The sequence below is a fragment of the Roseibium sp. 10G30-5 genome (assembly GCF_055809635.1).
Map to the genome: position 1 here is coordinate 3,238,757 of NZ_CM147918.1, position 24,657 is coordinate 3,263,413.

Consider the following 24,657-nt stretch of genomic DNA (forward strand, 5'->3'; position numbering starts at 1 on the left):
CCATCACATTTTCTCCAGTAGGTCGGTATAGAGCGCCAGATGTGCCCGGGCGATCTGCTGCCAGTCATAGTGTTGTCCGGCACTCGTCGCGGCATGGCGCTGCAATGTCTTTTCTTCCGGTATGGGCGGTGTTTCGATCAGATGTGTCAGAGCGTCTGCTGGTGTAGGTGTTGCAAGGGTGCCTGCTTTCAACCAGCCGGGTGTCTCGTTGCCATGACGTGTCAGGATCAGGCATCCGTTGATCAGGGCTGCGGCCAGACTGCCGCGCCTCTCGTCTGCGCCTTCAGGAAACGGCAGATAAGCATAGTCATGCCTTGCTACGGACACGGGCCACGTCATCGGCGGGAAGGCCTTCGTAAAGTGTAATGCCGAGGTCTGTGGCCGCCTGACGGATGCTCGTGGCAAAGGCTTCCTGTCCGGTGACTGCCGCGCCGATGATTGATAGCGACAAGGAAGCATCCGGTCGGTGTGATGCCAGACGAGCCAGATCGAGAAATTCTTCCAGTCCCTTCCCCGGCCAGAACAGGCCGAAGAACGCCACGCTGTTTGGCACACGCGGCGGCAAGGTGATGTCGCCGGTAGCGGGGATGGCAACAGGGATATTGCTGCCGATCGCCAGGATGCGATCTTCGCCGCGTCTTTTGGGAAAGGCCTTGGCAAAGGCTGTGCGTTCAGCCTCGCGGGAATAGATCCGAGCAGCACTCCAGGCGGCGTAGGATGAGAACCACGGGCGGCGGTAGGGCTTGAAGATGGCGTATTCATGCAAGGTCACAACGCTTGGTCCCGGCGCAAGCATGGGCGTCAAGGCAGGCAGCAGCGAGCGACCATAGCCAACGCCCGGATATTGCACATGGCAAATGTCAGCCCGTGCAGCCCGTAATTGCGCGCGGTATCCCGGAAGGCCGGTCAGCCCCCAGTCTCCGCGGCGAATGCGTAGGATTTCCGCACCTTCCTGTTCCAGCGCCTGGCACAGACGCTCGCTGTAGTCGGCAATACCACAGCGCACAGGAGGCCAACTGGCGCTGATCATGGCGATCTTCATGGCCGGGTCTCCTTTGCGTTGGGTAAGGGAATGGGGCCGCGCGGTTTATCGGCTACTTCTGTGACAAGCGCACAGCTTTTACCCGTGTCCCGGGTGTCGGACAAACTGGCTGCGAGTGCTTTCATCTGCGGCTGGTCGGATCCATCAGCGCGCGGCTGAAGCGAAAAGGGGTAATCGCCCCACCACGTTCCCGCCGCCCAGGCGGTCCATCCCAGCCAGACATCATCATGATCCGCCAGCATTTGCGTCATCTGTTTGAGACCCTTCAGGCAATCGGGCGCGGCGGTGCCACCAAATTCTCCCAGAAACCCTTTGAGATTATTGGCCTTCAGCCATGTCCCTACATGCTCCAGCGCGCCAATGGCATCGGCCGCGCGCGGGCATGTCTTGTGGGTGCCGGAGAAATTCTCGTCCATATACTGGTGCACTTCAATGACGTGTCGATGGGCGGGGTCCGGCAGATCGGCAAGGGCGCTGGCGTTGGACACACCGTCGGTTTTGTCAAACCAGCTTGTCGCCCCGGTCCAATGCGTGCCGGGCACCATGACCAGATTGTTGGCACCTGCTGAGCGAATGGCGCCGAGGGCGGCCTTGGCGGCTTCGCTCCAGAGGGCGGGTGTCATGTCGTGTGGCTCGTTCATAAGCAGGAAAATGACGCCCTTGCGATTGGCATAGCGGCTTGCAAGCCGCGACCAGAAGTCGGCAAAGGCGGCAATCGGCACGTCCTTTGAGCCGATGGTGTGCTTGTCGTAGTCGCCGTAATTGTGGGGGTCGAGGATCACCGTGAGATGTCGTGCAGTGGCGCGCTGAATGAGGTCATCCAGCGGCCCCAGTTCGCTGCCGTCCAGCGGCTCATTCAGGATTGGCTGCATCCGCTCCCAGCGGAAGGGCAGGCGGATGACATTCGCGCCCTTCTTGTGAAAATAATCGAGTGTCTCGGCGCTCGGAAAAATGTGCGTCTGGCCATAGGCCCCGTTGGTGCCGCCAAACTCGCCACCCGCAATGTTGACACCTCGCAGGCAAGGCGCGGCCTGAGACGCCTGAACACCGAGGCAACTGGCAAGAACAAGGCTGGAGATGATTTTCAACATGCGACGCTGGCCCGCTCAACTCTAAATTCAGATCTCTGTGTGCCACTGTTCATGACGGTCACCGGGAAACACGTGCCAGTCAGCCGGCCAGGGGAGGCAAGACGTGCAAGAACGGTCTCCACTCTGGCATGCTGGCGACAATCCTGATTAAAAGGGAGAGTCTACAACTTATCGTTAAAAATGACGGTACGTGATGCCGCTGTTTGCAAGGATGTTCAATGAACTCAGGTTTGCCCATGGCCCAGACCAGCGATGATCAGGCTGATCTGTCTCGTCTTCGCATTGTGCATGTGGTGCGCCAATACGCGCCGATGGTCGGTGGACTGGAAGATGTGGTGCGCAATCTGGCCGAGCGGCAGGTGCGTGTGTTCAAGAGCGTGAGTGTCGTGACGTTGGATCGGTCCTTCCGAGAACCGGAGCGGCACTTGCCAGAACGTGAAACGGTGAATGGTGTCAACATCATTCGGATCCCCTTTTTCGGCAGCACCCGCTATCCGGTCGCGCCCGGCGTTGTGTCACGGATCCGCAAAGCCGACCTGGTGCATGTTCACGCTGTCGATTTTTTCTTTGACGCATTGGCGTTGACCCGGCTGCTGCACCGCAAGCCGCTGATCGCAACCACACATGGCGGTTTCTTTCACACCGAGAAACATGCGACGCTGAAGCGCATCTGGTTCAACACGTTAACCCGGTTATCCGCCAATCAGTATCAGGCCATTGCCTGTTGCAGTTTCAGTGACAAGGATCTGTTTGCCCGTGTTGCGCCGCGACGCTTGCGGGTGATCGAGAATGGCGTTGATCTGGTCAAGTTTGCAGATGCCGCCGCACCACAACCAACCCGGTCGCTGGTCACTATTGGCCGGTTTTCCTCGAACAAGCACTTGGTGCGTTTGATGGAAACACTGGCATGCCTGCATCGGCAGCAGCCGGAGTGGCGGCTCAAGATTATCGGCATTCCTTCTGATTTCAGCGAGGACGATCTGCGTAAGGCGGCCGAAGCAAACGGTGTGGCCGAGGCGGTTGAGATCCATGTCGGCCTGTCCAACGAGGAGATCCGCGACCAGCTTGGCGCTTGCAGCTTCTTCGTCAGCGCGTCGACGTATGAAGGCTTCGGCCTGGCGATGATCGAGGCGATGAGCGCCGGGCTTCTGCCTGTGGTGCAGCCCAACACGGCGTTTCAGTCACTGGCAGAGCAACACGCCTTGATTCGTTTGGCGGATTTTGCGCAGCCGCAAGAGGTGGCCGAACTTCTGGAAGCCAGTTATCAGATGCTTGAAGCGACGCCTGCCTTGCGAACAGAGGCGATTGCATCCGCGGCCCAACATGGTTGGAAGGCGGCAGGGGCACGATATGAAACGCTCTACCGCGATGTCTTGCGTCGCAGGGTGTCTCATCACGACCAGTGACTGCCGCTGATCAACATGCGAACCCTTTGGTTCGGCGTTATCGGGCCCACGGGTGTGTCGGCGCGGCCGGGTTTGCGCGCCGTCATCAATGGCCCATCGGCCGCGCCCGCCGTCAGCCAGAACAAGGCCCCGAGTTTGATCGAGAAGAACGAGTTCGATACCACCATCAGCAGGCTGACATAGGTGACGGCCAGCGCCTTGAAAACGATGGCATCGCGCCGGGTGGTGGGAGCGAAAATGAACAGAGTCCACAGAGCCATGATGCCGACAAAGCCGATCTTGGCCAGTGTGTAGGCATAGCCGTTGTCATCCAGAAACGGCAGGTTGGAGGCGATGCCCAGTGTGCTCTTCCAGTCCAATTCGGCCATCAGTTCAGCGGCGTGCACAATCCGACCCGGCAGATTGTCTTCCCACGTTCGACCATGGACGATCGCCCCATAGATCGACAGCAACAGCGCGATCAGGATCGGCACACTCCACCAGGTGATGCGCGGCAGCAACCGCGATACTGGATAGACGATGACAAAGGACAGGGTGACGAACATGCCAAAGCGTGAATCGCCCAAAATGATAACCAGAAACGCACAGGTCCCCAGCAGCCAACGGCCACGCATATCCTTGCGATAAAGCGCCCAGAGCGCCAGAAACGCGCCGCAGTTGCCCATTGTCACGGGTTCGAGAAAGACCGAAGACGCACGCACCTCTCCCAGAAACGGAAAGAAATTGCGCCCGCCGACGCGAATGCTGCTGATGAACAGGTTGGAGCCGGACACGAAGTTGGAATCCTCGGTCAGCGTGCCGCGGGCGACATAATACTGGAAGACGTTGACGAGCTTCATGAAGGTATCAATGAAGAGGAACTCGAACAGCCCGACGGCAATGACGATGCCTGTCACCAGAAAGACGATGCGGTCTGCATCACGGATGGAGCGCAGGTTGCGGCCGAGAAAATAGAAGACGATAGGGATCAGAATATCGCGCACCGCCTTGAGATCCAATTCGGGTCGCAGGCTGAGAACCAGCGCCATATAGGCCATATAGGCTGTCAGCACGAGATAGAGACCTGAATGTCGCCGCAAGGCCAGCAAAAGGCCGCTGCTGATGCATACCAACTCGCCCAGAATGACGTAGCTCTGGTGGATCGGCATGACGTTGGTATTGATGATTGCCAGACCCATGTTGAAGGTCAGGCAGGCAACAATCAGCGCGGTGACGGCCCAGTGCCACAGGCGGCTGCGGTCATTGGAGCGCGCGACCGGGCGGTCAAACATGCTGTCGTTGCCGGAAGCCCGTGCCGACGGCATGTCAACGGTTCTCGAGGACGACATGCCCGATCAGACGGTCCTGCCAGGGTTGCAGGTAGGACATCAGGCGTTTGACATTTGACTGGCGCACTTCGCTGAGAATGCTTGTTACGATGACGCCATCGCAATTGCTCAAAAGCACCGGCAGAATGGGGCTGGTATCGGCGGTTCCCGCGTCGACCAGCAGAATGTCTTCGCCGAATTCTTCCTTGGGGCCGCGCAAGGAGACGTTGCGGCGTTCATCCACCAGTTCGACACGCAGATATTGCCCCCAGGTGCCGTTCATTCCTTTCAAGGTCGCGGGTTGCGGGTCTTCGGCGGTCTTGCTCTGGCCAGCGGCACGGCGCAGGGAAAGGCTGCGCTTGCTGCGCTCTTTCAGCGGCAGATCGGTCACTTGTGACCCCGCTTGAGATGCTGTGTCCGACATCAGATCTCTGCCGTTGGCAGCCGTCGTGGTGGCGCGGGCAAAAAGAACACGCTCGTCCATTTCGTTGAGGTTGGCTGCGACCCCGCGCCAAAACCCGGTCATATCTACCGTTGCCGTGGTTGAGATGACGAGAATGTCCGCCGGGCGGTGCTGGTTGTAGGCCTGATAGAGGGCAAAGGCGATGCGCGACTGGGCGACGGAAATCTGGTCCTGCGCGGCAGTGTGTCTACGGCCTGAGAAGGGGATCAGACGGCGCAGGCCGCGACGGCCACCTGCGAGCAGCCGTTTGGCGTTGAGCGGCAGATAGGCCAGCACCGGTGCGCCGGTGCGCCGTGCCAGATCTTCTGCCGAAATGATGCGTCCGCCCAAGGTTGCCAGCGCTACGATGATGACGGCGGTGAAGGCGAAGCCGAAGAGGGCAGCCGCCACCAGCGCAATCATGGTGCTGGGTTTCTGGGGCTTTGTGGGCACGGAGGCCTCAGTCAGAATGCGCGAGGCATCGGAAGTGCCGTTTGATTGGTCCGCCAGCGCGTGCGCCTGTTTCAGAAAGGTTTCGTAGACGGCCTGACTGGCATCGGCCTCGCTTTGCAATTGCCGCAGCTCAATTGATGCGGTGCCCTGCTTCTGATTGGTCTGTTCCAGCCCGTTCAATTGGCTTTGCAGCGAGGCGACCGTCTGCCTTGGCTTCCTGATACTGGTTCTTCAAGGTGGTCTTGATGCGTTGCAGTTCAGCCGTGATTTCGCGACGAATATTGACAAGCTGCGAGCGCAGGCGTTGAAGCGTCGGATGATCCGGGCCAAGGTCCGTCTGGGCTTCTGCCATGCGCTGCGAAATGGTGGCATATTGTTCGCGCAGGGCCGAGAGGACCGTGTTGCCAGCCATCGGCGACATACCACCGTTCTCAATGTCTTTCTGGGTCAGCGGAGTGACCTGCTCATAGGTGGAGCGGGCCTGAGCCAGGGCCAATTGGGCCTGTGCGATCTGTGTGTTCAAGGCCTGGATCTTCTGGTCATTGACCAACCCGCCCTGACCGGTGCTGACCAGCCCCTGTTTCTGCTTGTAGGCTTCAACAGCGGCCTTGGCGTCCTGAACTTTCTGGCGCAGGTCGGTAATCCGTTTGGTCAGGGTCGTTCCGGTCTTGAACAGGGCCTTTTGTGTTTCGTCGAGATAGCTCTGGGCAATCGCATTGGCGATGGCTGCCGATTTTTGTGCGTCCGGATGGCGCATGGTGATGTCGAAGACATAAGAGCCATCCAGTCGTGAGATCTGGAGGTTTTTCTTGAGTGCATAGAGGGTCGCATCGTGTCGCTCTGCGGGTGTCATCGCTTGTGATGTGCCGCCACCAAGCAGTTTCTGGCGCAAGCCGGGCATATGCAGGCCAGGGTCGTTATCCAGATCAAGCTGGTCAATGACCGGGTCCAGCACATTGGCGGAGAGCATGATGTAACGCTGGCTGTCGAGGTCCAGCTTCTTGGCTTCGGGATCCGCACCGGGAACTGCGCCGGAGCCTGTTACCAGCGTATTGGGCGCGGGATCGACAAGCAGTTCGCTTGTGGCGCTGAACAGGGGCGTTTTGAGATGCAGCACCGGCAGGGTCAGAACGACCATTACAATCGGCACAAGGATGAGCCACAGCGCGTTTTGCTTCAGCAGCCTTGGAATGTCCTGAATCTCGATCATCTCATACCTTTGAGTGAGGGTATTGCTGCATCTGGCAGGCACGGACGTCTTGAAGAAAAGAAAGAATACGTCATGCTGTGGTTCAAAAGTGTTGCCGTCATTGAAATAAAGCGCGGGCTGCTCCGGGCCGTCGCAACGGGTTTGCGTTCTTGCCCCTGATACCATGGGCGAATGTACTTAATAACTTCCAAATTTGTAAGGAAACATGCCACCCGACACCGCTTGAAGAACTGTGCGGACAAGGTCGCATTTCGAGGTGTTTCTATTGGAACGCTGCGTTGGTCAGTTGGGCCTCATCTGCGCAGCAGGAGTTGTTTGCGTTTGATTAACCTCAATTTTTACATTCGGAAAATCACGCAATCGCCGCTTGACCCGCCTGTTCGCTATACTGTCTACTTCGCCTTGCCGTGGTCATTGTCCGCTGCGATAGATGTCACTGGTGGCTTTGATTTCAAAAACGCATGATCTCCTCATCGACATACTTTTTCTCAAGTCAGCATAAAGAGTTCGAGAGCCGGTGATTGCCCGAGATGCAGCGGTTGACGGTGCTGCAGACAGCGGTGTGCAGGATCGTCCGGTCTTGAAAAGACGAAAGGAAAACGGTTTGAACGTGACCGCCGACGTGGTTCAAATCGGGCCCTTGTGCTTGCTCCGGCGAGACAGAGAGGCCGTGGTCCGGCTGGTCGAAGAGGCCATCCGTGAGCGCGCGTCTCTCAAGATCGCGATTTGCAATGCGCATACCATCCTGATGGCCTTGGAAAATCCGTCTTATCTCGGCACCCTGCAACAGATGACCTTGCTGAATGACGGCATTGGCACAAGTGTCGCCGCGCGCTATCTGCAAGGCGTCAGCTTTCCTGAAAATTTGAACGGCACGGATCTGATCCCCGCCTTGCTCGACAAGATCGAGATGCCCTTGCGCATTTACCTGCTGGGTGCGCATGAGGCACAGCTTTCCGGTGCCCAGGCTGTTCTGCAACAGCGCTATCCGCAGCATGAGATTGTCGGTGCACGCAACGGTTATTTTTCGGAAGGTGAGGCGGCAGACGTGTGCCGGTCCATCGCTGCGACAAATCCGGACATCTTGCTGGTGGCCTTGGGCAATCCCTTACAGGAGGTTTTTATTACCGCGAAAGGCGCTCATCTGGATGTGCCGGTGATGATCGGTGTGGGGGCCTTGTTCGATTTTTTATCCGGCCATGCAGTGCGTGCCCCAGAATGGATGCGGGCCATCCATATGGAGTGGGTGTTCCGTCTGCTGCGTGAGCCCCGGCGGTTGTTTCGCCGCTATGTGATCGGCATTCCCCAATTTCTCGGTATTTTGTGGCGCTTGAAACGTCAGCAACACCGATAGGCTTGCGCTGATCCTGGTGCGGTCTTGGCTTCACGAAATGACCATAATTGTTTTCAAAGGCGGGGGCAGTGCTTCAAAGCCTTGAATTTCTGCGGGGGGTGGCCCGCTTGTCTGCTGAGAAAGAGTGTCAGCACGGCCCAAGGGAGCCTGGCGACAGGAACAAACCTGTTAACGAAGTGTTTGCATTTCGAAAGACGCAGAGGACATCAGAAACGTCCCGGTTTTTCAAAATGACACGACGCAAACCCATCGACAGGAGGCAAAGATGCCAAGCATCAATGAATCCAAAATTCTCATTATGGCGACCAACGGTTATGAGCGCTCCGAGCTGCGTGTGCCGCTCGATGAGTTGAAGAAGCGAGGTGCGACCGTCACCATCGCATCGTTGGAAAAAGGCTCGATCAAGAGCTGGGACGAGACCGACTGGGGCGACAGTGTCGATGCCGATCTGACCGTCGACGATGTTAAAGTTGACGAGTATGACGCCATTGTTCTTCCCGGTGGCCAGATCAACCCGGATGTCTTGCGTACGTCTGAGCGTGCTGTCTCTATCGTCAAGGATTTTGTTTCATCCGGACGGATCGTTGCGGCCATTTGCCATGGCCCTTGGATGCTCGTGGAAGCGGGCGCTCTGAAGGGGCGTGAAGCGACTTCCTATCATTCGATCAAGACGGACCTGATCAACGCAGGGGCCTCTTGGGTGGATGAAGAAGTCGTCTGCGACAATGCCATCATCACATCTCGTTCGCCGAAGGACCTTGAAGCTTTCGTCAACAAGATCGTTGAAGAAGTCGAGGAAGGCCGCCACAACCGCGCGGCGGCCTGACCCGGCCTCACCCAGCATCGCCCGGGCACCCTCCCGGGCGATGTGCCTCTTCAGCCTTATCGGCTTTCAGGATCTGCTTCTCCGAGCCTGTCGTCAGGTCTCGGATGCTTGTGTTTCGGGTTTGCACGGTGTCTCTCCGACCCGGCTGATCGCGTGAAAACGGCTGGTTGAATTTGTCACTCTGATTCGTGACAGGGGAACTTGAGCCGCTTCCCGTGCTTCCCGGAACACCCTCTTCCGTCATTTTGCCGATATGCGCTGATGGAATAACAATTCAGGCAAAGCTGGCATCATGGAGTTGGGACAACACGAGCAGGTGATTGTGTTTTCTCAGTTTCCGATTTGCAAAATGCGAGAAATCGCTTGTTCGCAGGTCTGTATACGGGCATCCTGTCAGAAAGATATTCGGTGGAAAACGGCAGTATGCCTCACTTTCCCGCCGCAACAGTGTTAGCTGTATAAAGAGTTAAATCCATCCTGATTTGAAGGTTGCGCGAGCCCTTATGAAGTTCAAGGGGAAGTCTTTTGTTGCCATTGTTCTGACGCCTGAGGCGCCAATGGACAAGTGGTTTGCCGAAATTGACCGGATCATGACCCGGTCTCCGGGGTTTTTCATTGATCGGCCGATCATTCTGGATATGCGCGGCACGCGCATGCCGATTGATGAGCTGGAAGAACTGCTGGCTGGTTTGAACCAACGCTCGGTGCGTGTCATGGGGATTGATGGCATCGCCGGAACACGGCTGAAGCCGGGAATGCCGCCCAGTTTCTCCGGTGGGCGATTGTCGAGCGATGTTGAGGTTCCCGCGCCGCTTGCTGAAAAGGTTGACAGTGACACGGCCTCTGCGCCGGCAACGGCTGCCAAGTCCGATAGTGTGTCGAATGCCTCGGCTGCGACATCAGCGAGGGGCTCAGGCAAGGCGTCCGGGTCAATCGGCGTTGCGCTGGCGGACAAGCCGGACGGTGGCAAGGCCGATGACAAGGCAACCAAGCCTGTTGCGGCCACAAGCGCTGACGAGCCTGAGACCGTCGGGCAGTCCATTGTGATCACCGAGCCGGTGCGCTCAGGTCAGAGTGTCGTTCACCCTGAAGGTGATGTGACGGTGATCGGTTCTGTCAGTTCGGGTGCCGAGGTGATCGCCGGGGGCTCTATCCACGTTTATGGCGCCTTGCGCGGGCGCGCGCTCGCCGGGGTTTCCGGTGATGAAAAGGCACGTATCTTCTGTTCGAAGCTGGACGCAGAACTTGTGTCTATCAACGGACTTTATTCCATTGCGGACGATTTCAAGACCGACGTCCTCAATGCCGCCGCACAAATCCGGTTTGAGGATGAAGTATTAGTGTTTGAGAAACTCGATTGAGGAAAATGGCAAAACGGACTGAGGATCTCCTAGAGGGGGCCAAAGACAAGGCAGGATCAGGCGAGATGAGCAATGCGACTGTCGTCGTCGTCACGTCGGGCAAGGGCGGGGTTGGCAAGACAACTTCAACCGCAGCGATTGCCTCGGCGCTGGCCAAGGAAGGCTACAAAGTCTGCGCGGTGGATTTTGACGTGGGCCTGCGAAATCTTGATCTGATCATGGGCGCAGAGCGTCGGGTTGTGTTCGACCTGGTCAATGTGGTGCGGGGCGAAGCTTCCATCAAGCAGGCGCTCGTGCGGGACAAGAAGCTCAATAATCTCTATCTGCTGCTCTGCTTCGCAGACGCGTGACAAGGATGCGTTGACCGAAGAAGGTGTTGCTAGCGTCATCAGCGAATTGCGCATGTATTTTGACTGGGTTGTCTGTGACAGCCCGGCCGGGATCGAGCGCGGCGCGTCGCTGGCCATGCGGTATGCGGATGAGGCCATTATCGTCTCCAACCCGGAAGTGTCGTCGGTGCGTGACTGTGATCGCATCATCGGCCTGCTGGATTCCAAGACGATTGCTGCCGAACAGGGCGACCGTATGCCCAAGCATCTGCTCATCACCCGGTATGACGCTGCACGCGCCAAGACCGGCGACATGCTGTCGGTGGAAGATGTGGTGGACATTCTGTCGGTTGATCTCATTGGCGTCGTGCCGGAGAGCAAGGACGTTCTGAAGGCCTCCAACGTGGGTCTGCCGGTCACGCTGTCCGACGAGACATGTGCAGCGGCAAAAGCCTATACGGAAGCGACACAGCGCCTACTGGGCGAGGATCTCCCGGTCACCATTCCGACCGAGAAGAAAGGCTTGTTCGGCAAGCTCTTCAGGGGGAGGGCTGCATGAATATCATGAGCTTCTTCGGCAAACGGGACACGACGGCTTCGGTTGCCAAGAACCGCCTGCAGATCCTTCTTGCTCATGAACGTGCGAGTGATGGCTCGGATGCCGAGCTGATTTCTTCTCTTCGGGAAGACATCCTGGAAGTGGTGCGCAAGCGGATCTCGATTGATCCCGATGCGGTTCGTCTTGAGATGGATCGCACTGGCGACATCACCACCATCGGCATCGATATAGAGTTGCCGCAAAACGACGAGAAAATGCCGGCTCGGAAGAAATCCTGATCCGAACGGCAGACCTACTCATCAAGACCTTCCGGAGGCGTGACGCATCCGGAAGGTCTTTTTGTATTCGGCAGCCAGAGGTCTATTATGCGATCATGCGCCATTTGATTGCACTTGAGGCAGAGCGCTCGTTCAGAGGCTCCAACTGCGGCATTTCTTGTAATTTCTTGATGGATTCTCAAAATTCGAATTGCATTTGATTATTTTTTAGGCAAATTTGGTGCAATTTCAGTCTGTCCCTATGTAATTTCCCCATAGAGTCATCACTTTTTCGCCTGATTTCACGAAAGCGTGACTAAATTTTACCATTTTCGCCAAAAATGATGCTCTTATAGGCAAAAACCTGCATCAGGTGCAGGCCACGGGTCACGGAATTTCCCGCTACCTTTTTTAAATCAGACAGTTAGCAAAAAAATAAAAACTTGGCACACGACTTGAATGGTTAGCTTCGGTAGCCGTTGGTCTGATGTGTGGGCTGACAGCTTTTTGCAGCTTTCCCGGCTGCGTGAAACGAAGGATGGGAAGCGTATGAAACTCGTAATGGCAATTATCAAGCCGTTCAAGCTGGACGAGGTGCGGGATGCTCTCACCTCAGTCGGCATTCAGGGCCTGACGGTCACTGAGGTCAAGGGATATGGACGTCAAAAGGGGCACACCGAAATCTACCGCGGGGCGGAGTATGTCGTGAGCTTCCTGCCTAAGCTGAAGATCGAAGTTGCTGTGCCATCGGACCAGGTCGATCCTGCTGTGGAGGCGATTTCGAGCGCAGCCAAGACGGGGCAGATCGGTGACGGCAAGATCTTCGTTTTCTCGCTCGATCAGGCCATGCGGATCCGCACGGGCGAGACAGATGTAGAGGCCCTTTGAGGGTCTAAGGAAAGGATTTCGGGGATGCAATCTAAGTCTCTTAAAACAGTCGGGCTTGCAGCGCTCGCAATGGCGGTCTCCGTACTGCCAGCGTTCGCGCAAGACGCCGCACCCAAGCTGGACAGTGGCGATACAGCCTGGATGTTGACGTCAACGGCACTCGTGCTGATGATGACGGTGCCGGGTCTGGCGCTGTTCTACGGCGGAATGGTGCGTAAGAAGAACGTGCTGGCAACCGCCATGCAGAGTTTTGCAATCTGCTGTCTCATGACAGTGATCTGGATGATCGTCGGCTATTCGCTGGCCTTCAAGGACGGTGGCAGCCTGAATGCCTATGTCGGTGGTCTGGGAAGTTTCTTTCTCAAGGGCATGACCGACAGCTCGATGAGCGGCACGATTCCTGAATCCGTGTTCATGACCTTCCAGATGACCTTTGCGATCATCACGCCTGCGCTGATCACCGGCGCTTTTGCCGATCGCATGAAGTTCTCTGCCATGATGTGGTTCATGGCAATCTGGTCCATCGTTGTCTACAGCCCGATCTGTCACTGGGTCTGGGGCGGCGGCTTCCTCGGCGAACTTGGCGTGAAGGATTTCGCCGGCGGCACGGTGGTTCACATCAACGCTGGTGTGGCTGGCCTCGTCTGCGCGCTCGTTCTCGGCAAGCGCAAGGGCTTTGGCACAGACAACATGGCACCGCACAACCTGGTACTGTCGCTTATCGGTGCTGCTCTCCTGTGGGTGGGTTGGTTCGGCTTCAACGCCGGCTCTGAGCTTGCTGCTGATGGCACTGCCGGTATGGCGATGGCTGTTACGCAGATTGCAACGGCTGCTGCTGCCCTGTCCTGGATGTTCTACGAGTGGTCGACCCACGGCAAGCCAAGCGTTCTGGGCATCATCTCTGGCGCAGTTGCCGGCCTGGTTGCCATTACGCCGGCCTCCGGTTTCGTCGGTCCGACGGGCGCTCTGATCATCGGGATTGTTGCCGGTGTCGTCTGTGCCTGGTCTGCAACCACACTCAAGACCAAGCTTGGCTATGACGACTCCCTTGATGCCTTCGGTGTACATGGCGTTGGCGGCTTTGTTGGCGCAATCCTCACCGGTGTCTTCATCAGCTCGTCCTTTGGCGGTGTTGGTCTTGATGCAGGTGTTTCGATGGGCCATCAGGTCTGGATCCAGTTCGTCGGCACACTTGCCACGATCATCTGGTCCGGTATTGCCAGCTTCGTGATCCTGAAGATCCTCGACGCTGTCATGGGGCTGCGCGTTCCTGAAGCAGTTGAAGTTGAAGGTCTCGACATCAACCTGCACGGCGAAGTGGTTCACTAAGCCCACAAGTGGTGATCGCAAATCTGAAAGCGGGAGAGGCAACTTTCCCGCTTTTTGCGTTTTAGAATAGTTTGGACTTTTCTTACGCGGCCGAGAGCACATTCCGCACCATCTCGACATTGAGCAGGGATCTGCTGAGGCTCTCAGCACAGTTCAGCGCACCTGATCTGATGTCGCCAAAGACACCGGATCAGGTCCGGGGCGGCACGGTGGGGATGGGGTGCCGTGTGGCGCATCGGTGGCGTGAGGCCGCTTCAATGCCTGGCCTCATCGCGCAGGCGCACTCAGTCCGTGTGCACGATCTCGCGGGTTTCGCGGAAGGTGACATCCGGATATTTTTCGGTGATGTAGCCGACTTCCCAGGCATTCTTGAACATGAACACCGGCTTGTCATCGCGGTCGTTGGCCACCGACATGCGGTGTGCGTCGATCATTTTGGCCAGCGTCTGTCCGTCCGTGTCGATCCAGCGGGCGGTGGAGTACGGCGCCGGTTCAAAGCCGATCTCGGTGTTGTATTCGGCGCGCAGACGCTCTTCCACCACATCCAGCTGCAGAATGCCGACCACCCCCACGATCCAGTTGGAGCCAAGGTCCGGCTTGAAGATCTGCACGAGGCCTTCTTCAGCCAGATCCTGCAAGCCCTGCCGCATCTGCTTCACCTTCATCGTGTCGCCAAGGCGTACGCGGCGCAACACTTCAGGGGCAAAGGCTGGCAGTCCGGTGACATGAATTTCTTCACCCTCGGTCAGTGTGTCCCCCACGCGCAACTGGCCATGGTTGGGTACGCCGATCACGTCTCCCGGGTAGGCGGTCTCAGCGATCTCGCGCTCTTCGGCAAAGAAGAAGATCGGGGCTGTCACGGCAATTTGTTTGCCGGCACGCACATGTTTCAGTTTCATGCCGCGCTTGAAGGTGCCTGAACACAGACGCACAAAGGCAATGCGGTCGCGGTGCTTGGGGTCCATGTTGGCCTGCACCTTGAAGACGAAGCCAGTGACCTTATCTTCATCCGGCGAAATTGTCCGCCCGCCGGTGGCCGACTGAGAGTGCGGCGCTGGCGCATGGTCGGCGATGAAGTCCAGCAGTTCCTCGATGCCGTAGTCACGCAAGGCCGAGCCAAAGAACACCGGTGTCAGGTGCCCCTCCAGAAAGCTTTCCTCATCAAAGGTGGCATAACCCTCGGCGCCCAGTTCCACGTTCTCCGTCAGGTCGTCCATGATCCGGTCGAACACGGTGTCGACCAGAATGGGGTCATCCAGTCCGGAAATGTCCCGCGTGACGCGGTAAGGGCCGCCACGCTCGCCTTCAGACGTATGAAACTTCTTCTTCTGCCAGTCATAGACGCCGAAGAAATCCGATCCCATGCCAACGGGCAAGGTCTGCGGGCTGACGTCCAGCGCAAGGGCTTCCTGAACTTCGTCCAGAATTTCCAGTGCGTGACGGCCTTCGCGGTCGATCTTATTGACAAAGGTGATGATGGGAATATCGCGCAGACGGCAAACCTCAAACAGCTTGCGTGTCTGGGCCTCAATGCCCTTGGCGGCATCAATCACCATGATGGCGGCATCCACCGCCGTGAGTGTGCGATAGGTGTCTTCCGAGAAGTCCTCGTGGCACTAGCGTATCCAGCAGATTGTAGATGATGCCGCGACGCTCGAAGGTCATGACGGAGGACGACACGGAGATGCCGCGATCCTGCTCGATCTTCATCCAGTCAGACCGGGCGCGACGACGCTCGCCACGGGCGCGCACCTGACCGGCGGCGCGAATGGCCCCGCCCGACAGCAGCAGCTTTTCCGTCAGTGTGGTTTTACCGGCATCCGGGTGGGAGATGATGGCAAACGTGCGTCGGTTGGTATAGGGCGCTGCATCATTGGCAGTCATGAAGGGCTCCTGGTCATTCTGTGAGCCCACAAGCCATGTCGGCGCGTCACAGGCCAAGGTCAACCTGCGGCGTCGGCCGGTTCAGAAGCGGGGCTTTCAACTCTCAAATCGTTGGTGCCCGTCATAGAAGGAGTGGCCCGAAAAGGCTAGGGGGAATGTAAGGTCGCGCGAATATGTAAGGCGAGGGATGCTATTCGTCACCAGCAACGATCTCATTCCCAAGCGCATTCCATCTGGAAGAAGTTATGGGGGCGTGGCGTCATTCCGGCGTCGATTGGAGATCTGGTTCGGACTGTGGAGGGCCGCGGTCCGGGCTCCGAAAGGCAGAAAGCAGGTTCCTGCCTTTCGAGAGAGGGGCGTACTGGTGCGCTGATGCTCACGGACCTTCTGGTCTCTCGTCACAAGGCGGCATGCCCCGGCCGATCACGGTGTCGATGGGGATTAACCGGCCTTCTTGAACATGTGATACCAGCGCCGACGATTGACGCTGATGGCGCGTTGCAGAACTTCGGCTGCATAAAGACGGGCGTTGTCCTGCGCCTTGTCCAGATTGCTGACGGTGTTTGGATCCTGAGCGTTCAGCCCGCCGCCGAATTCGAAGAGGTCGCGATAGGCGGCACGCTCCACGATCGGCGTCATCAGCACGTCAATGCCATTGGCGGCCAGATATTCCTGAACCGATTTGAGGGCGCGCGTGGTGACGGCAGCATTGGTGCGGGTCAGGGCGACGCAATGGCGAATATCGTGCTGGACAATCTTTTCCAGTTTCTTGATCAGCTTGAGGATCTTGGCCCCGCCGCGAGCATCCATCGAGGACCCCTGGATCGGCACGACCACAAGGTCGGACACGGACAGGGCGTTGGCGACAACAAGGTTTTCGGTGCCCTCCAGATCGACGATCACATAATCGGCGTAATGGGTGGCGTCGAGGATCTGTTCCGTGATCGATGATGGGGTCACTTCGCTGATGACATCAATGTTGTCAGGGCGATGCGGCAGTTCGGCCCAGTGCGAGATCCACTTTTGCGGATCGGCATCGAAGATCATCACGCGTTTGCCCAGATCGGCAACTTCTGTTGCCAACAGCAAGGCTGCAGTTGTTTTGCCGGCGCCGCCTTTCGCGTTCGCAAAGGAAATGACTGGCATGGTGCGTCTCCTGATTGAAGACCTGTCCGTTCTGGACTGTCCTGTAGGAGCCAGTGTTTAAGATTTATGGTTACCAACGTCTTAATTGAAAAATAAATTACCAAATAAATCAATTGCTTAATCAAAATTACGAAGGGTTTTGATGTTAAGGAACCGCTTACGCTCCGTGGTTTTGACAGGGGGCTGTGAAAACTGTTGCGCTGCACGCAAAGCGATCAGGCAAACCAGAGGTTCAAAATGTGTGTGCATGGGAGAAGACAATCGCCGGTCCGTCGATTGAATGCCACGATGCGGATCGTTAGGCTCCAGACGCAATTCTGGAACTGTCAAGCGAGGCCCTGATGAACTGGACGCGCCACATGCAAAAGACTGCGCTCTTTGCGATGGGCATGCTCTCCGCCCTTGCCATGAGTGGCAGCGGTGCCAGTGCCCTGACGCTTGCGCCCTATAAGGACAAGCTGTTCGCCTATCCCAAGATCCTGTCGTCGTACAACAATGGCGATTTTCTGGTCGTCGACTATTCCAAACAGCGCGACTTGCGCGACCGTGACAAAGTGGATGAGCGCGAGGTCTATGGCCGCTACGTGTCGTATCGACCAAGCCGCAGCAAGAGTGATTATGCGCTGAAGGCCAATGGTCGCACCGTGCGCTACATGGGCGTCGGCAAGGCGCGTGGTGGTGCCAAGGTGGTCGTCATTTACATTCATGGTCAGGGCGGCAACCGCTTTCAGGGCATGAACGATGTCATGTTCGGCGGCAATTTCAACCGGGTCAAAAACCTGATGGTGCGCAATGGTGGCGCTTATCTGTCTCCCGACATCACCAACTTCAAGGAAGCCGGAGTTCAGGATATTGCCGCGCTGGTCAAGGATCAGAAGCGCCGCTCTCCGCATGCCAAGGTGATTGTGTCTTGTGGTTCCATGGGGGGCATCATCTGCTGGGGTCTGCTGGATGATGCGTCGGTGCGCCGGGATCTCGGTGGAATCATCTTTTTCAGTGGCCCGCCCAACCCGGCTTTTCTGAAGTCTGCCGTGGTGCATCGGGCTGCCGACCATGTTCCGATTTTCATGGGGTACGGCAGCGATGATTCCGTTTATGACTGGCAGAAACAGGCGTATTTCTTCAAGAAATTAAAGGCGATGGAGCCGAGTTATCCGATTCGCTTCACGCTGTTTGACACCGGCAGTCATGGCACCCCGATCCGCATGACCGATTGGCGGGTGGTGCTCAACTGGATGTTGACTCTCTGACGATCTTCGAGTGTTGGAAAAATGCTGCAAGAGGATCAATAGCCAATGCTATGCAAACACGTCTTTTTCTTTGCATCGCTTTTTCTGACAAGACTGGCGGATCAGATCCTGCTGTTTTTGGTGCCGCTGGTCATCTTCCAGATGACCAATTCGGTCAGTTGGTCCGGGCTGGCTTTCTTTTTTGAAACCCTGCCGCGCTATGTGGCTTTTCCACTGTGCGGCATCTTGTGTGACCGTGCACCGGTCTACCGTCTCCTGCGCATGTCTCAGGTGTTGAGAGCCATTGCCTGTGTGATCGGCATTACAGGTCAATTCACTTTCGGTGGCGTCTGGTGGCTCATCGGTTTGTCTGCTGTCAGTGGCGTTTTGACGTCGCAGGGGTTGATGGCGCGCGAGACGATCCTGCCGCGCAGTTTCAAGGCGCATCGGTTTGAGACGGTGGCGAGCTACACCCAGCTTGCCGACCAGAGCGGCACAGTCATTGGGCCTCTTCTGGCGGCGTCTCTGCTCACGGTTCTGCCATGGGAAACTGTTATTGTGCTGGCGGCCGCACTCTTCGTGCTGGCCGACATCAGTGCCTGGGTCTGGTGCAGGCAAGACAGATCCGTCGCTGCACAGGGTGCCGACACCGGAACAAGGCTGGCACAAGGATCTGGTGCAGGCGGCGCGGCGTGTGGTGACATTGCCCGGGCTGATGCGGCCCATTCTTCTGGCCTCGGCCGTCAACCTGATCATCGGTGTGACGCTGGCGAGTTCTGCGGCGATGATGACCGGGTTTCACGGGCAGGGACAGGATGCCTATGCGCTTTTGCAAACCGGTGGCGCGCTGGCCACCATTCTGGTGCTTTTCGTCACCGCGCATGTGGTCATTCCTTATCAGCGGCTTGGCGCCATGGGCTACAGCCTCATGCTGCTGGGGGCGGTGATGACGGGTCTTGCCAATGTCTGGGTCTATGTCATCGGCTTTTTGCTGCTCACTGGCTTTGACAAGATGTTCAATGTCTATGTGCGCACGCTGCGCAAGTCTGTTATCCCGATGGAAGACTTTGGCAAGACGACTGGCTTGATTGTCTGTCTCAACAATCTGTCGCAACCGGTTGCCGGACTGCTGTTGACGGCCTTCGCGACGGGCGATGATGCCCGTGTGGTGATCCTGTCGTTGTGCGGTGTCATGGCGCTTACCGGGCTGGGCGTTGTGCTGGTGCCTCGGCGTGTCAGGAACATTGATGCCTGCTCCTGACAGGGGCTCTTGTGGCAATGCGGCTGGCATGGGAGCATATGGCGCGCATTCCCTTTGACGTTGCCGCCCAGCCAGCCTATAGCTGTCGCCCGTTTCATGACTTGCAGAGCGAGGAAACCTGCGCTGACCACTGCGATTTTCTGGTCTATTGCACAGGCTGATGTTTCCATCGCTCACCCACTGACCGACTTGTAGGACACCTATGCTGGATCCCGCGCTTCAAACGCTTTTGCTGCCCTTGCTGAATGAATGGGTCACCCCTGCCGCTGACAGCCGTTTTTTGTTTCTGCGCGCACGTGCTGCCCGGGAGTTGAGCGACCTTCCGATTGGCTCTCTGGTGTGCGAGCAGAGCTTCGTGCCCGAGCGGGACAAGCTGGTGGCTGCGCGTCTGGATGTTGAGCCGGACATCGATGCAACTGGTTTTGACGGCGTGCTGCTGCTCCCCCGGCAGAAGCAGGAAGCCCGTGCGCTTCTGGCACGCGCCGTGGCCCAGTGCCGGGATGGTGGCGTCATCCTTGCGTCGGCTGCCAACACCGAAGGCGCCCGGACGCTGGAAAGCGATCTCGTCAAGCTGATGGGGCCGGTCGATACGCATTCCAAGAACAAGTGCCGCGTGGTATGGGGCACACTCGACAAGGCAACGGTTGATCAGGCTTTGCTGGACGAATGGCAGGCACTGGATGCACCGCGCGACATTCTGGAGGGCGCCTATATCAGTCGTCCGGGCATTTTCGCTCAGGACCGGATCGATGCGGCATCACAATTGCTGGCCAACACCTTGCCGGCGACCCGGCAGGTCGGGGAGCAGATCTTGGATGTGGCTTTGGCTATCTTGCCAGAACGCTGCTGGAAGCCTCAGACAAGATTGCCAGCATGGACCTTTACGAGGCTGAACGGCGGGCGCTTGATCTGGCTGAAAAGAACCTGACCAATGTGTCTGAGACGGTGCGTGTCACACCCTATTGGAGAGACGTGACCAAAGGTCTTGAGGGCACATATGATTTCCTCATCAGCAATCCTCCGTTCCATCAGACCGGCAAGGCGGATCGATCCGATGTCGGGCAGGGCTTCATTCGCGCAGCGGCGCGCGGCCTGCGCACAGGCGGAACCTTCTGGATGGTCGCCAACCGTCACCTGCCTTACGAGCAGACCTTGTCCGAAGTCTTCACCAACGTCGAGATGCTGGTGGACGAAGGCGGCTACAAGGTGATCAAGGCCATCAAGGGAAAGGCTCGCTAAGATATGCGTCTGGTCAAACTGATTGCAAATCTCGGTTATGGCAGCCGCAAGGAAATCCAGCAGGCCATTCGTCATGGCTGGGTGACCGACAAGGACGGCAAGACCCTGAAGGCTGATGCAAACACGCCACATGAAGACATTCGCTTTGATGATGAACCGCTTGACCCGGCGGAGGGCATGGTCCTGCTGCTGAACAAGCCGCTGGGTTATACGTGTTCGCTCAAGGATCAGGGGCGGCTGGTCTATGAATTGCTGCCAGAACGCTATCGTATGCGCAAACCGGCCTTGTCGTCCGTTGGGCGGCTCGACAAGGAGACCTCTGGCGCATTGTTGTTCACCGATGATGGAAAGCTGCTGCATCAGATCATTTCACCGAAGGCGGATGTGCCAAAGGTCTATGAGGCAGTATTAGAGCGTCCGTTGAACGGCAGTGAGGCCGCGCTGTTCGCAACAGGCGAATTGATGCTTGAAAATGAAACCCGGCCGCTGAAGCCTGCCGAATTGGAAGTGATTGACGAAACCCATGTGCGTTTGACGCTGCATGAGGGGCGCTACCATCAGGTCCGGCGCATGTTCGCTGCCACCGGCAATCACGTCACCACGCTGGCGCGCGCACGCATAGGAGCTCTGGATCTCACGGGCCTTGAGGATGGGGCGTGGATGCATCTGGATGAGATGCAGGTGGCGAAGATTTTCGCCTGATCCTGGCTCACACACCGCTTTAAAGCGGTTCAGTCCTCTCCGCATAGAGAGGCGGTCACCCCGAGGGCGCGGAAAAGATCCCCCGGGGCGACGTTCGCGGCGTCATGAAGAGATTGCTCCTCAGGCACTGGGCCTGCGGGCAAGCAGCCCAGAGCAACACCGCGAGCAGGGGAGGCGGGAGCGGCGTAGCGTGCCCGCCGAAGCCCGGTTTATTCGCTGAGGCTGACGGCATCGGCCTCGACGCCCAATTCCTTGAGCGCCTCTTGAACAGCGTCCATCATTTTGGGAGGGCCGCAGAGTGAGAAGCGCTTGTCTGTATCCTTGATGAGCTTGCGCAGCAGATCGGCGTCGATAAATCCATGGTAGATATTGTTGCCGCCTTCTGCTGTCCCGGCCGCTTCATCAGACAGAACATGATCGACCTTGAGGCCAGCCATGCTGTCCAGTTCCTGTCGTTGGATGATGTCGTGCGTCTGCTTGTTGGCGAAGATCAGCTGATTGCCTGCCAGCTTGTTCTGCATTTGCAGATTGCGCAGGATGGCAAGAAACGGTGTGATGCCTGCTCCACCCGCGATGTAGACGCTGCCCTCTGAATGACGAAAGGTCTCGAAGGGATCATCGATTAGAATTGTATCACCCGGTTCCAGCCCATGCAGGCGCGTGGTCACGCCGTCATGATCCGGATAGCCTTTGATGGTGAATTCCAGCGTTTCTTCCTGTGGCAGTGACGTCATGGTGAAGGGACGGCCTTCATCAGACCATCTGTCGTCGTTCAGCGCTAACTCCGTTGCATCGCCAGTACTGATAGTCAAAGCCGGATGGGCGGGCAAGGCGAAAGCGCTTTACGTCGTGGGTCACAGGTTCGACGGATACAATCTTCGTCGTCTGCATGATGGACCTCCTTGTTGTTTTGCAATGGAAACAAAATGGAGGGACGAAGGGTTCCAGAGAAACTCCGGCACCGGCATGTTCTGAGGTGTTCGTCGCGCTGTCGCACGAAAGGCGCGACAGCGCAGGGGACGGTCAGATCAGCCTTGAGCCTCTTCGTTGAGCATTTCCAGCTCCAGCCATTGTTCTTCGGCGGCTTCTTTTTCGCGCGTCAGATCCGTGATCTGAGCGGTGAGCTTGGCGAACTTGTCAGGATTTTTGCTGTAAAGGTTCGGATCGCTCATCTCGCCTTGCAGTTTGGCGAGTTTTTTCTCAATGCCTTCAATCGTCTTGGGCAAGGTCTTGAGCAGATGCTGCTGAGTGAAGTTCAGCTTTGATTTCGAACCCGTGGATTTGTCGGACTTCGCCTTTGCATCACTGGCCGAAGCGCTGCTGCCACTGTTGCTCGGCTTGCGAGAGGCGGCCTCTGCCTTTTTGCGGGCGGTGACGCCTTCGCCACGTTGGGCCAGCATATCCGTGTAGCCTCCAGCGTATTCCTGCCACTCGCCATTGCCTTCGCTGACAATGACAGAGGTGCAGACACGGTCGAGGAAGTCACGATCATGGCTGACGACGATGGCCGTGCCGGGATAGTCGGCCAGCATTTCCTGCAAGAGATCCAGTGTTTCCAGATCCAGGTCATTGGTCGGCTCATCGAGCACCATCAGATTGGAGCGATTGGCCAACGCGCGCGCCAGCATCAGACGGGCGCGCTCGCCCCCCGACAGCACATGCACCGGCGTACGCGCCTGTTCTGGCGAGAACAGGAAGTCTTTCATGTAAGACACGACGTGCTTACTGTCGTCGCCGATGACGACTGTGTCGCCGCGTCCGCCGGTCAAGGTGTTGGCCACGGTTTCGTTGAGGTCGAGATGTTCACGCTTCTGATCGAGCGTGACCATTTCCAGATTGGTGCCAAGACGCACGGTGCCGGTGTCCGAGGCCAGTTCGCCGGTCAGCATTTTCAACAGGGTGGTCTTGCCTGCGCCATTGGGGCCAACGAGGCCCAGACGGTCATTGCGCAGGATCCGGGCGGAGAAATCCTTGACAATGACGCGCTCGCCGTAGGTCTTGCTGATGTTCTTGGCCTCGATCACCTGTTTGCCAGATGTCTCGGCATCGGTGGCGCCGATCTTGGCCGTGCCTTGCGGGCCGCGATGATCGCGCTTTTCCTTGCGCAGGTCAGCCAGTTCGCGCACCCTGCGCATGTTGCGCTTGCGCCGGGCTGTGACCCCGTAAGTCATCCAGTGTTCTTCGCGCTTGATCTTTTGCGCCAGCTTCTGCTGGTCGCGCTCTTCCTGTTCGAAAACCTCGTCGCGCCAAGCTTCAAACTTGCCAAAGCCGTCTTCCATGCGTCGAGAGATGCCACGATCAATCCAGACCGTCGCGCGCGACAGATTTTCCATGAAGCGACGGTCGTGCGAGATCAGCACGATGGCCGATTTGAGGCTCTTGAGTTCGCTTTCAAGCCACTCGATTGCGGGTAGATCAAGGTGGTTGGTCGGCTCGTCCAGCAACAGAATATCCGGCTCCGGTGCCAGCGAGCGAGCGAGAGCGGCCCGGCGCGCTTCACCACCAGACAGGCTGGACGGGGTTTCATCACCGCGCAGGCCCAGCACATCCAACAGGTAGGGCGCACGATATGCCGTGTCGCCATCCGTCAGGCCGTCTTCAACATAGTCCAGAACGGTCGCGTATTTTGACAGGTCTGGGTCCTGCGGCAGATAGCGCAAGGTGCGGCCGGGTTGCATGAAACGCTCGCCCTTGTCTGCTTCCACCATCCCGGCGGCGATTTTCAAAAGCGTTGATTTGCCTGAGCCATTGCGTCCCACGAGACACAGTCTGTCGCCTTCGGAAACGGACAGCTCCGTTCCGGTCAAAAGCGGAGTCCCGCCGAAGGTCAGATGAATGTCACGCAGGATGAGGAGCGGTGGAGCCATGGTGCAGAAGGTACTTTCATTCCTTGGAGGCGGCCTTGCGCGGATGCCGTTAGGCAGGGGGAACGAAACTTCCGGCCAGTCAGACAGCAACGCGAGCGCGCAACCTATACCTTGTCCGGGCGGCGCTGCAAATGGAGCTGTGCGCAGGATGGGAATTTTCATCAAGGACAAGAATTGCAGGAATTGTCGCAACGATTTTGTCACTTGCGCCGTTCTCTCTCCACGAAAGATCTCGGGCCGACCAACATCTGGGCGCAAAACCGAGACAGGAAATGGAGACTTCTCATGAAGACGACGCACACAAACTCAAAAAAGAAGACGCCGCTGAAGCGGATCAGCTCTGTCGTAGTCGCTCTTGGTTTGTCAGTTGGCCTCAGCAGCAGGCGCAACACAGCCCGCTTTTGCTTATGACCATCACGACAATTCAGGCGCTGCAGCGGCTGCTGGCGTGGCTGGGTTGGCCGCGGGCGTGATT

At 57.6% G+C, this 24,657-nt stretch carries 23 protein-coding genes and 3 pseudogenes; 15 read left to right on the plus strand and 11 right to left on the minus strand.

The window, feature by feature from the left end; genetic code table 11:
• Positions 1-3 precede the first annotated feature (3 nt).
• From AC0L7U_RS16410 to AC0L7U_RS16420, 3 genes are read right to left on the minus strand one after another with little or no spacing between them, the layout of a single operon-like run.
• Positions 4-327 (minus strand): glycosyltransferase, encoded by a 324-nt coding sequence (locus AC0L7U_RS16410; RefSeq protein WP_473692183.1) that lies wholly within the window; start codon positions 325-327, stop codon positions 4-6.
• On the minus strand, positions 308-1,042 hold the full coding sequence (locus AC0L7U_RS16415) for a glycosyltransferase family protein (RefSeq protein WP_473692185.1): 735 nt from the start codon (positions 1,040-1,042) through the stop codon (positions 308-310). Before AC0L7U_RS16415 ends, AC0L7U_RS16410 begins: the two co-directional genes overlap by 20 nt.
• A complete protein-coding gene (locus AC0L7U_RS16420; RefSeq protein ID WP_473692187.1) occupies positions 1,039-2,133 on the minus strand; it encodes a glycoside hydrolase family 5 protein in 1,095 nt (364 codons plus the stop codon). Before AC0L7U_RS16420 ends, AC0L7U_RS16415 begins: the two co-directional genes overlap by 4 nt.
• A gap of 236 nt (positions 2,134-2,369) precedes the next feature.
• On the opposite strand from AC0L7U_RS16420, the gene AC0L7U_RS16425 reads away from it, so the two are divergent.
• Positions 2,370-3,539, plus strand: coding sequence for a glycosyltransferase family 4 protein (locus tag AC0L7U_RS16425; RefSeq protein WP_473695872.1), 1,170 nt, complete (start codon positions 2,370-2,372; stop codon positions 3,537-3,539).
• On the opposite strand, the gene AC0L7U_RS16430 is transcribed toward AC0L7U_RS16425, so the two are convergent.
• From AC0L7U_RS16430 to AC0L7U_RS16440, 3 genes are read right to left on the minus strand one after another with little or no spacing between them, the layout of a single operon-like run.
• Positions 3,527-4,843, minus strand: a complete 1,317-nt coding sequence (locus tag AC0L7U_RS16430) for a UDP-phosphate alpha N-acetylglucosaminyltransferase (RefSeq protein ID WP_473692189.1) — start codon at positions 4,841-4,843, stop codon at positions 3,527-3,529. The genes AC0L7U_RS16425 and AC0L7U_RS16430 overlap by 13 nt on opposite strands.
• Before the next feature lies 1 nt (position 4,844).
• Positions 4,845-5,921, minus strand: coding sequence for a GNVR domain-containing protein (locus tag AC0L7U_RS16435; protein ID WP_473692191.1), 1,077 nt, complete (start codon positions 5,919-5,921; stop codon positions 4,845-4,847).
• Positions 5,872-6,951, minus strand: coding sequence for a GumC family protein (locus AC0L7U_RS16440; protein ID WP_473692193.1), 1,080 nt, complete (start codon positions 6,949-6,951; stop codon positions 5,872-5,874). The genes AC0L7U_RS16435 and AC0L7U_RS16440 overlap by 50 nt, the downstream gene beginning before the upstream one ends.
• A 670-nt stretch (positions 6,952-7,621) precedes the next feature.
• On the opposite strand from AC0L7U_RS16440, the gene AC0L7U_RS16445 reads away from it, so the two are divergent.
• From AC0L7U_RS16445 to AC0L7U_RS16475, 7 genes and pseudogenes are all read left to right on the plus strand, one after another.
• Positions 7,622-8,305 carry a WecB/TagA/CpsF family glycosyltransferase gene (locus AC0L7U_RS16445; protein WP_473692195.1) on the plus strand — a complete coding sequence of 228 codons (684 nt, stop codon included), beginning with the start codon at positions 7,622-7,624 and terminating at the stop codon, positions 8,303-8,305.
• 265 nt (positions 8,306-8,570) lie between these two features.
• Complete coding sequence (locus tag AC0L7U_RS16450; protein WP_473692197.1) at positions 8,571-9,131, plus strand: type 1 glutamine amidotransferase domain-containing protein; 561 nt, start codon at positions 8,571-8,573, stop codon at positions 9,129-9,131.
• 503 nt (positions 9,132-9,634) lie between these two features.
• On the plus strand, positions 9,635-10,492 hold the full coding sequence (gene minC / locus AC0L7U_RS16455; protein WP_473692199.1) for a septum site-determining protein MinC: 858 nt from the start codon (positions 9,635-9,637) through the stop codon (positions 10,490-10,492).
• A gap of 65 nt (positions 10,493-10,557) precedes the next feature.
• A pseudogene (gene minD / locus AC0L7U_RS16460) lies at positions 10,558-11,380 on the plus strand (septum site-determining protein MinD).
• Positions 11,377-11,658 carry a cell division topological specificity factor MinE gene (gene minE, locus AC0L7U_RS16465; RefSeq protein ID WP_473692201.1) on the plus strand — a complete coding sequence of 94 codons (282 nt, stop codon included), beginning with the start codon at positions 11,377-11,379 and terminating at the stop codon, positions 11,656-11,658. The pseudogene minD and the gene minE overlap by 4 nt, the downstream one beginning before the upstream one ends.
• A 528-nt stretch (positions 11,659-12,186) precedes the next feature.
• Positions 12,187-12,525: a P-II family nitrogen regulator gene (locus tag AC0L7U_RS16470; protein WP_473692203.1), complete on the plus strand. Its 339-nt coding sequence runs from the start codon at positions 12,187-12,189 to the stop codon at positions 12,523-12,525.
• A 24-nt stretch (positions 12,526-12,549) separates the two neighbouring features.
• Positions 12,550-13,854: an ammonium transporter gene (locus tag AC0L7U_RS16475; RefSeq protein WP_473692205.1), complete on the plus strand. Its 1,305-nt coding sequence runs from the start codon at positions 12,550-12,552 to the stop codon at positions 13,852-13,854.
• Positions 13,855-14,138: 284 nt separating this feature from the next.
• On the opposite strand, the pseudogene AC0L7U_RS16480 reads toward AC0L7U_RS16475, so the two are convergent.
• Positions 14,139-15,738 (minus strand): annotated as a pseudogene (locus AC0L7U_RS16480) (peptide chain release factor 3).
• A 441-nt stretch (positions 15,739-16,179) separates the two neighbouring features.
• Positions 16,180-16,884, minus strand: coding sequence for an AAA family ATPase (locus tag AC0L7U_RS16485; RefSeq protein WP_473692207.1), 705 nt, complete (start codon positions 16,882-16,884; stop codon positions 16,180-16,182).
• Positions 16,885-17,243: 359 nt separating this feature from the next.
• Here AC0L7U_RS16485 and AC0L7U_RS16490 point away from each other — a divergent pair, with 359 nt between their 5' ends.
• The 6 genes and pseudogenes from AC0L7U_RS16490 (at position 17,244) to AC0L7U_RS16515 (ending at position 21,315) form a co-directional block, all read left to right on the plus strand.
• Positions 17,244-18,134, plus strand: coding sequence for an alpha/beta fold hydrolase (locus AC0L7U_RS16490; RefSeq protein WP_473692209.1), 891 nt, complete (start codon positions 17,244-17,246; stop codon positions 18,132-18,134).
• Between the two features lie 45 nt (positions 18,135-18,179).
• Positions 18,180-18,683: pseudogene (locus AC0L7U_RS16495) on the plus strand (MFS transporter); the annotation flags it as partial.
• Positions 18,684-18,708: 25 nt separating this feature from the next.
• Positions 18,709-19,374 (plus strand): MFS transporter, encoded by a 666-nt coding sequence (locus AC0L7U_RS16500; protein ID WP_473695922.1) that lies wholly within the window; start codon positions 18,709-18,711, stop codon positions 19,372-19,374.
• Positions 19,375-19,391: 17 nt separating this feature from the next.
• On the plus strand, positions 19,392-19,535 hold the full coding sequence (locus AC0L7U_RS16505) for a hypothetical protein (RefSeq protein ID WP_473692211.1): 144 nt from the start codon (positions 19,392-19,394) through the stop codon (positions 19,533-19,535).
• A gap of 505 nt (positions 19,536-20,040) precedes the next feature.
• A complete protein-coding gene (locus tag AC0L7U_RS16510) occupies positions 20,041-20,613 on the plus strand; it encodes a class I SAM-dependent methyltransferase (protein ID WP_473692213.1) in 573 nt (190 codons plus the stop codon).
• A 3-nt stretch (positions 20,614-20,616) separates the two neighbouring features.
• The gene (locus AC0L7U_RS16515; protein ID WP_473692215.1) at positions 20,617-21,315 is read left to right on the plus strand and encodes a pseudouridine synthase; all 699 of its coding nucleotides are present in this window, start codon (positions 20,617-20,619) and stop codon (positions 21,313-21,315) included.
• A gap of 209 nt (positions 21,316-21,524) precedes the next feature.
• Here the strand turns inward: AC0L7U_RS16515 and AC0L7U_RS16520 are convergent, their stop codons facing one another.
• The 3 genes from AC0L7U_RS16520 to AC0L7U_RS16530 all read right to left on the minus strand — a co-directional run bounded on the left by AC0L7U_RS16520 (position 21,525) and on the right by AC0L7U_RS16530 (position 24,182).
• Positions 21,525-22,049, minus strand: a complete 525-nt coding sequence (locus AC0L7U_RS16520; protein WP_473692217.1) for a ferredoxin reductase domain-containing protein — start codon at positions 22,047-22,049, stop codon at positions 21,525-21,527.
• Between the two features lie 19 nt (positions 22,050-22,068).
• A complete protein-coding gene (locus AC0L7U_RS16525) occupies positions 22,069-22,206 on the minus strand; it encodes a hypothetical protein (RefSeq protein ID WP_473692219.1) in 138 nt (45 codons plus the stop codon).
• Between the two features lie 137 nt (positions 22,207-22,343).
• Positions 22,344-24,182: an ABC-F family ATP-binding cassette domain-containing protein gene (locus AC0L7U_RS16530; RefSeq protein ID WP_473692221.1), complete on the minus strand. Its 1,839-nt coding sequence runs from the start codon at positions 24,180-24,182 to the stop codon at positions 22,344-22,346.
• Between the two features lie 131 nt (positions 24,183-24,313).
• Here AC0L7U_RS16530 and AC0L7U_RS16535 point away from each other — a divergent pair, with 131 nt between their 5' ends.
• Positions 24,314-24,655 carry a hypothetical protein gene (locus AC0L7U_RS16535; RefSeq protein ID WP_473692223.1) on the plus strand — a complete coding sequence of 114 codons (342 nt, stop codon included), beginning with the start codon at positions 24,314-24,316 and terminating at the stop codon, positions 24,653-24,655.
• The last annotated feature ends 2 nt before the right edge of the window (positions 24,656-24,657 follow it).

What these genes read in the sequence shown, in the direction of transcription:
- AC0L7U_RS16415 (WP_473692185.1), bottom strand. Translation starts at nt 1,042, where the DNA reads ATGAAGATCGCCATGATCAGCGCCAGTTGGCCTCCTGTGCGCTGTGGT.
- AC0L7U_RS16420 (WP_473692187.1), bottom strand. Translation starts at nt 2,133, where the DNA reads ATGTTGAAAATCATCTCCAGCCTTGTTCTTGCCAGTTGCCTCGGTGTT.
- AC0L7U_RS16425 (WP_473695872.1), top strand. Translation starts at nt 2,370, where the DNA reads ATGGCCCAGACCAGCGATGATCAGGCTGATCTGTCTCGTCTTCGCATT.
- AC0L7U_RS16430 (WP_473692189.1), bottom strand. Translation starts at nt 4,843, where the DNA reads ATGCCGTCGGCACGGGCTTCCGGCAACGACAGCATGTTTGACCGCCCG.
- AC0L7U_RS16440 (WP_473692193.1), bottom strand. Translation starts at nt 6,951, where the DNA reads ATGATCGAGATTCAGGACATTCCAAGGCTGCTGAAGCAAAACGCGCTG.
- AC0L7U_RS16450 (WP_473692197.1), top strand. Translation starts at nt 8,571, where the DNA reads ATGCCAAGCATCAATGAATCCAAAATTCTCATTATGGCGACCAACGGT.
- minC (WP_473692199.1), top strand. Translation starts at nt 9,635, where the DNA reads ATGAAGTTCAAGGGGAAGTCTTTTGTTGCCATTGTTCTGACGCCTGAG.
- minE (WP_473692201.1), top strand. Translation starts at nt 11,377, where the DNA reads ATGAATATCATGAGCTTCTTCGGCAAACGGGACACGACGGCTTCGGTT.
- AC0L7U_RS16470 (WP_473692203.1), top strand. Translation starts at nt 12,187, where the DNA reads ATGAAACTCGTAATGGCAATTATCAAGCCGTTCAAGCTGGACGAGGTG.
- AC0L7U_RS16475 (WP_473692205.1), top strand. Translation starts at nt 12,550, where the DNA reads ATGCAATCTAAGTCTCTTAAAACAGTCGGGCTTGCAGCGCTCGCAATG.
- AC0L7U_RS16485 (WP_473692207.1), bottom strand. Translation starts at nt 16,884, where the DNA reads ATGCCAGTCATTTCCTTTGCGAACGCGAAAGGCGGCGCCGGCAAAACA.
- AC0L7U_RS16490 (WP_473692209.1), top strand. Translation starts at nt 17,244, where the DNA reads ATGCAAAAGACTGCGCTCTTTGCGATGGGCATGCTCTCCGCCCTTGCC.
- AC0L7U_RS16505 (WP_473692211.1), top strand. Translation starts at nt 19,392, where the DNA reads ATGCGGCTGGCATGGGAGCATATGGCGCGCATTCCCTTTGACGTTGCC.
- AC0L7U_RS16510 (WP_473692213.1), top strand. Translation starts at nt 20,041, where the DNA reads ATGGCAGGCACTGGATGCACCGCGCGACATTCTGGAGGGCGCCTATAT.
- AC0L7U_RS16515 (WP_473692215.1), top strand. Translation starts at nt 20,617, where the DNA reads ATGCGTCTGGTCAAACTGATTGCAAATCTCGGTTATGGCAGCCGCAAG.
- AC0L7U_RS16520 (WP_473692217.1), bottom strand. Translation starts at nt 22,049, where the DNA reads ATGACGTCACTGCCACAGGAAGAAACGCTGGAATTCACCATCAAAGGC.
- AC0L7U_RS16525 (WP_473692219.1), bottom strand. Translation starts at nt 22,206, where the DNA reads ATGCAGACGACGAAGATTGTATCCGTCGAACCTGTGACCCACGACGTA.
- AC0L7U_RS16530 (WP_473692221.1), bottom strand. Translation starts at nt 24,182, where the DNA reads ATGGCTCCACCGCTCCTCATCCTGCGTGACATTCATCTGACCTTCGGC.
- AC0L7U_RS16535 (WP_473692223.1), top strand. Translation starts at nt 24,314, where the DNA reads ATGGAGCTGTGCGCAGGATGGGAATTTTCATCAAGGACAAGAATTGCA.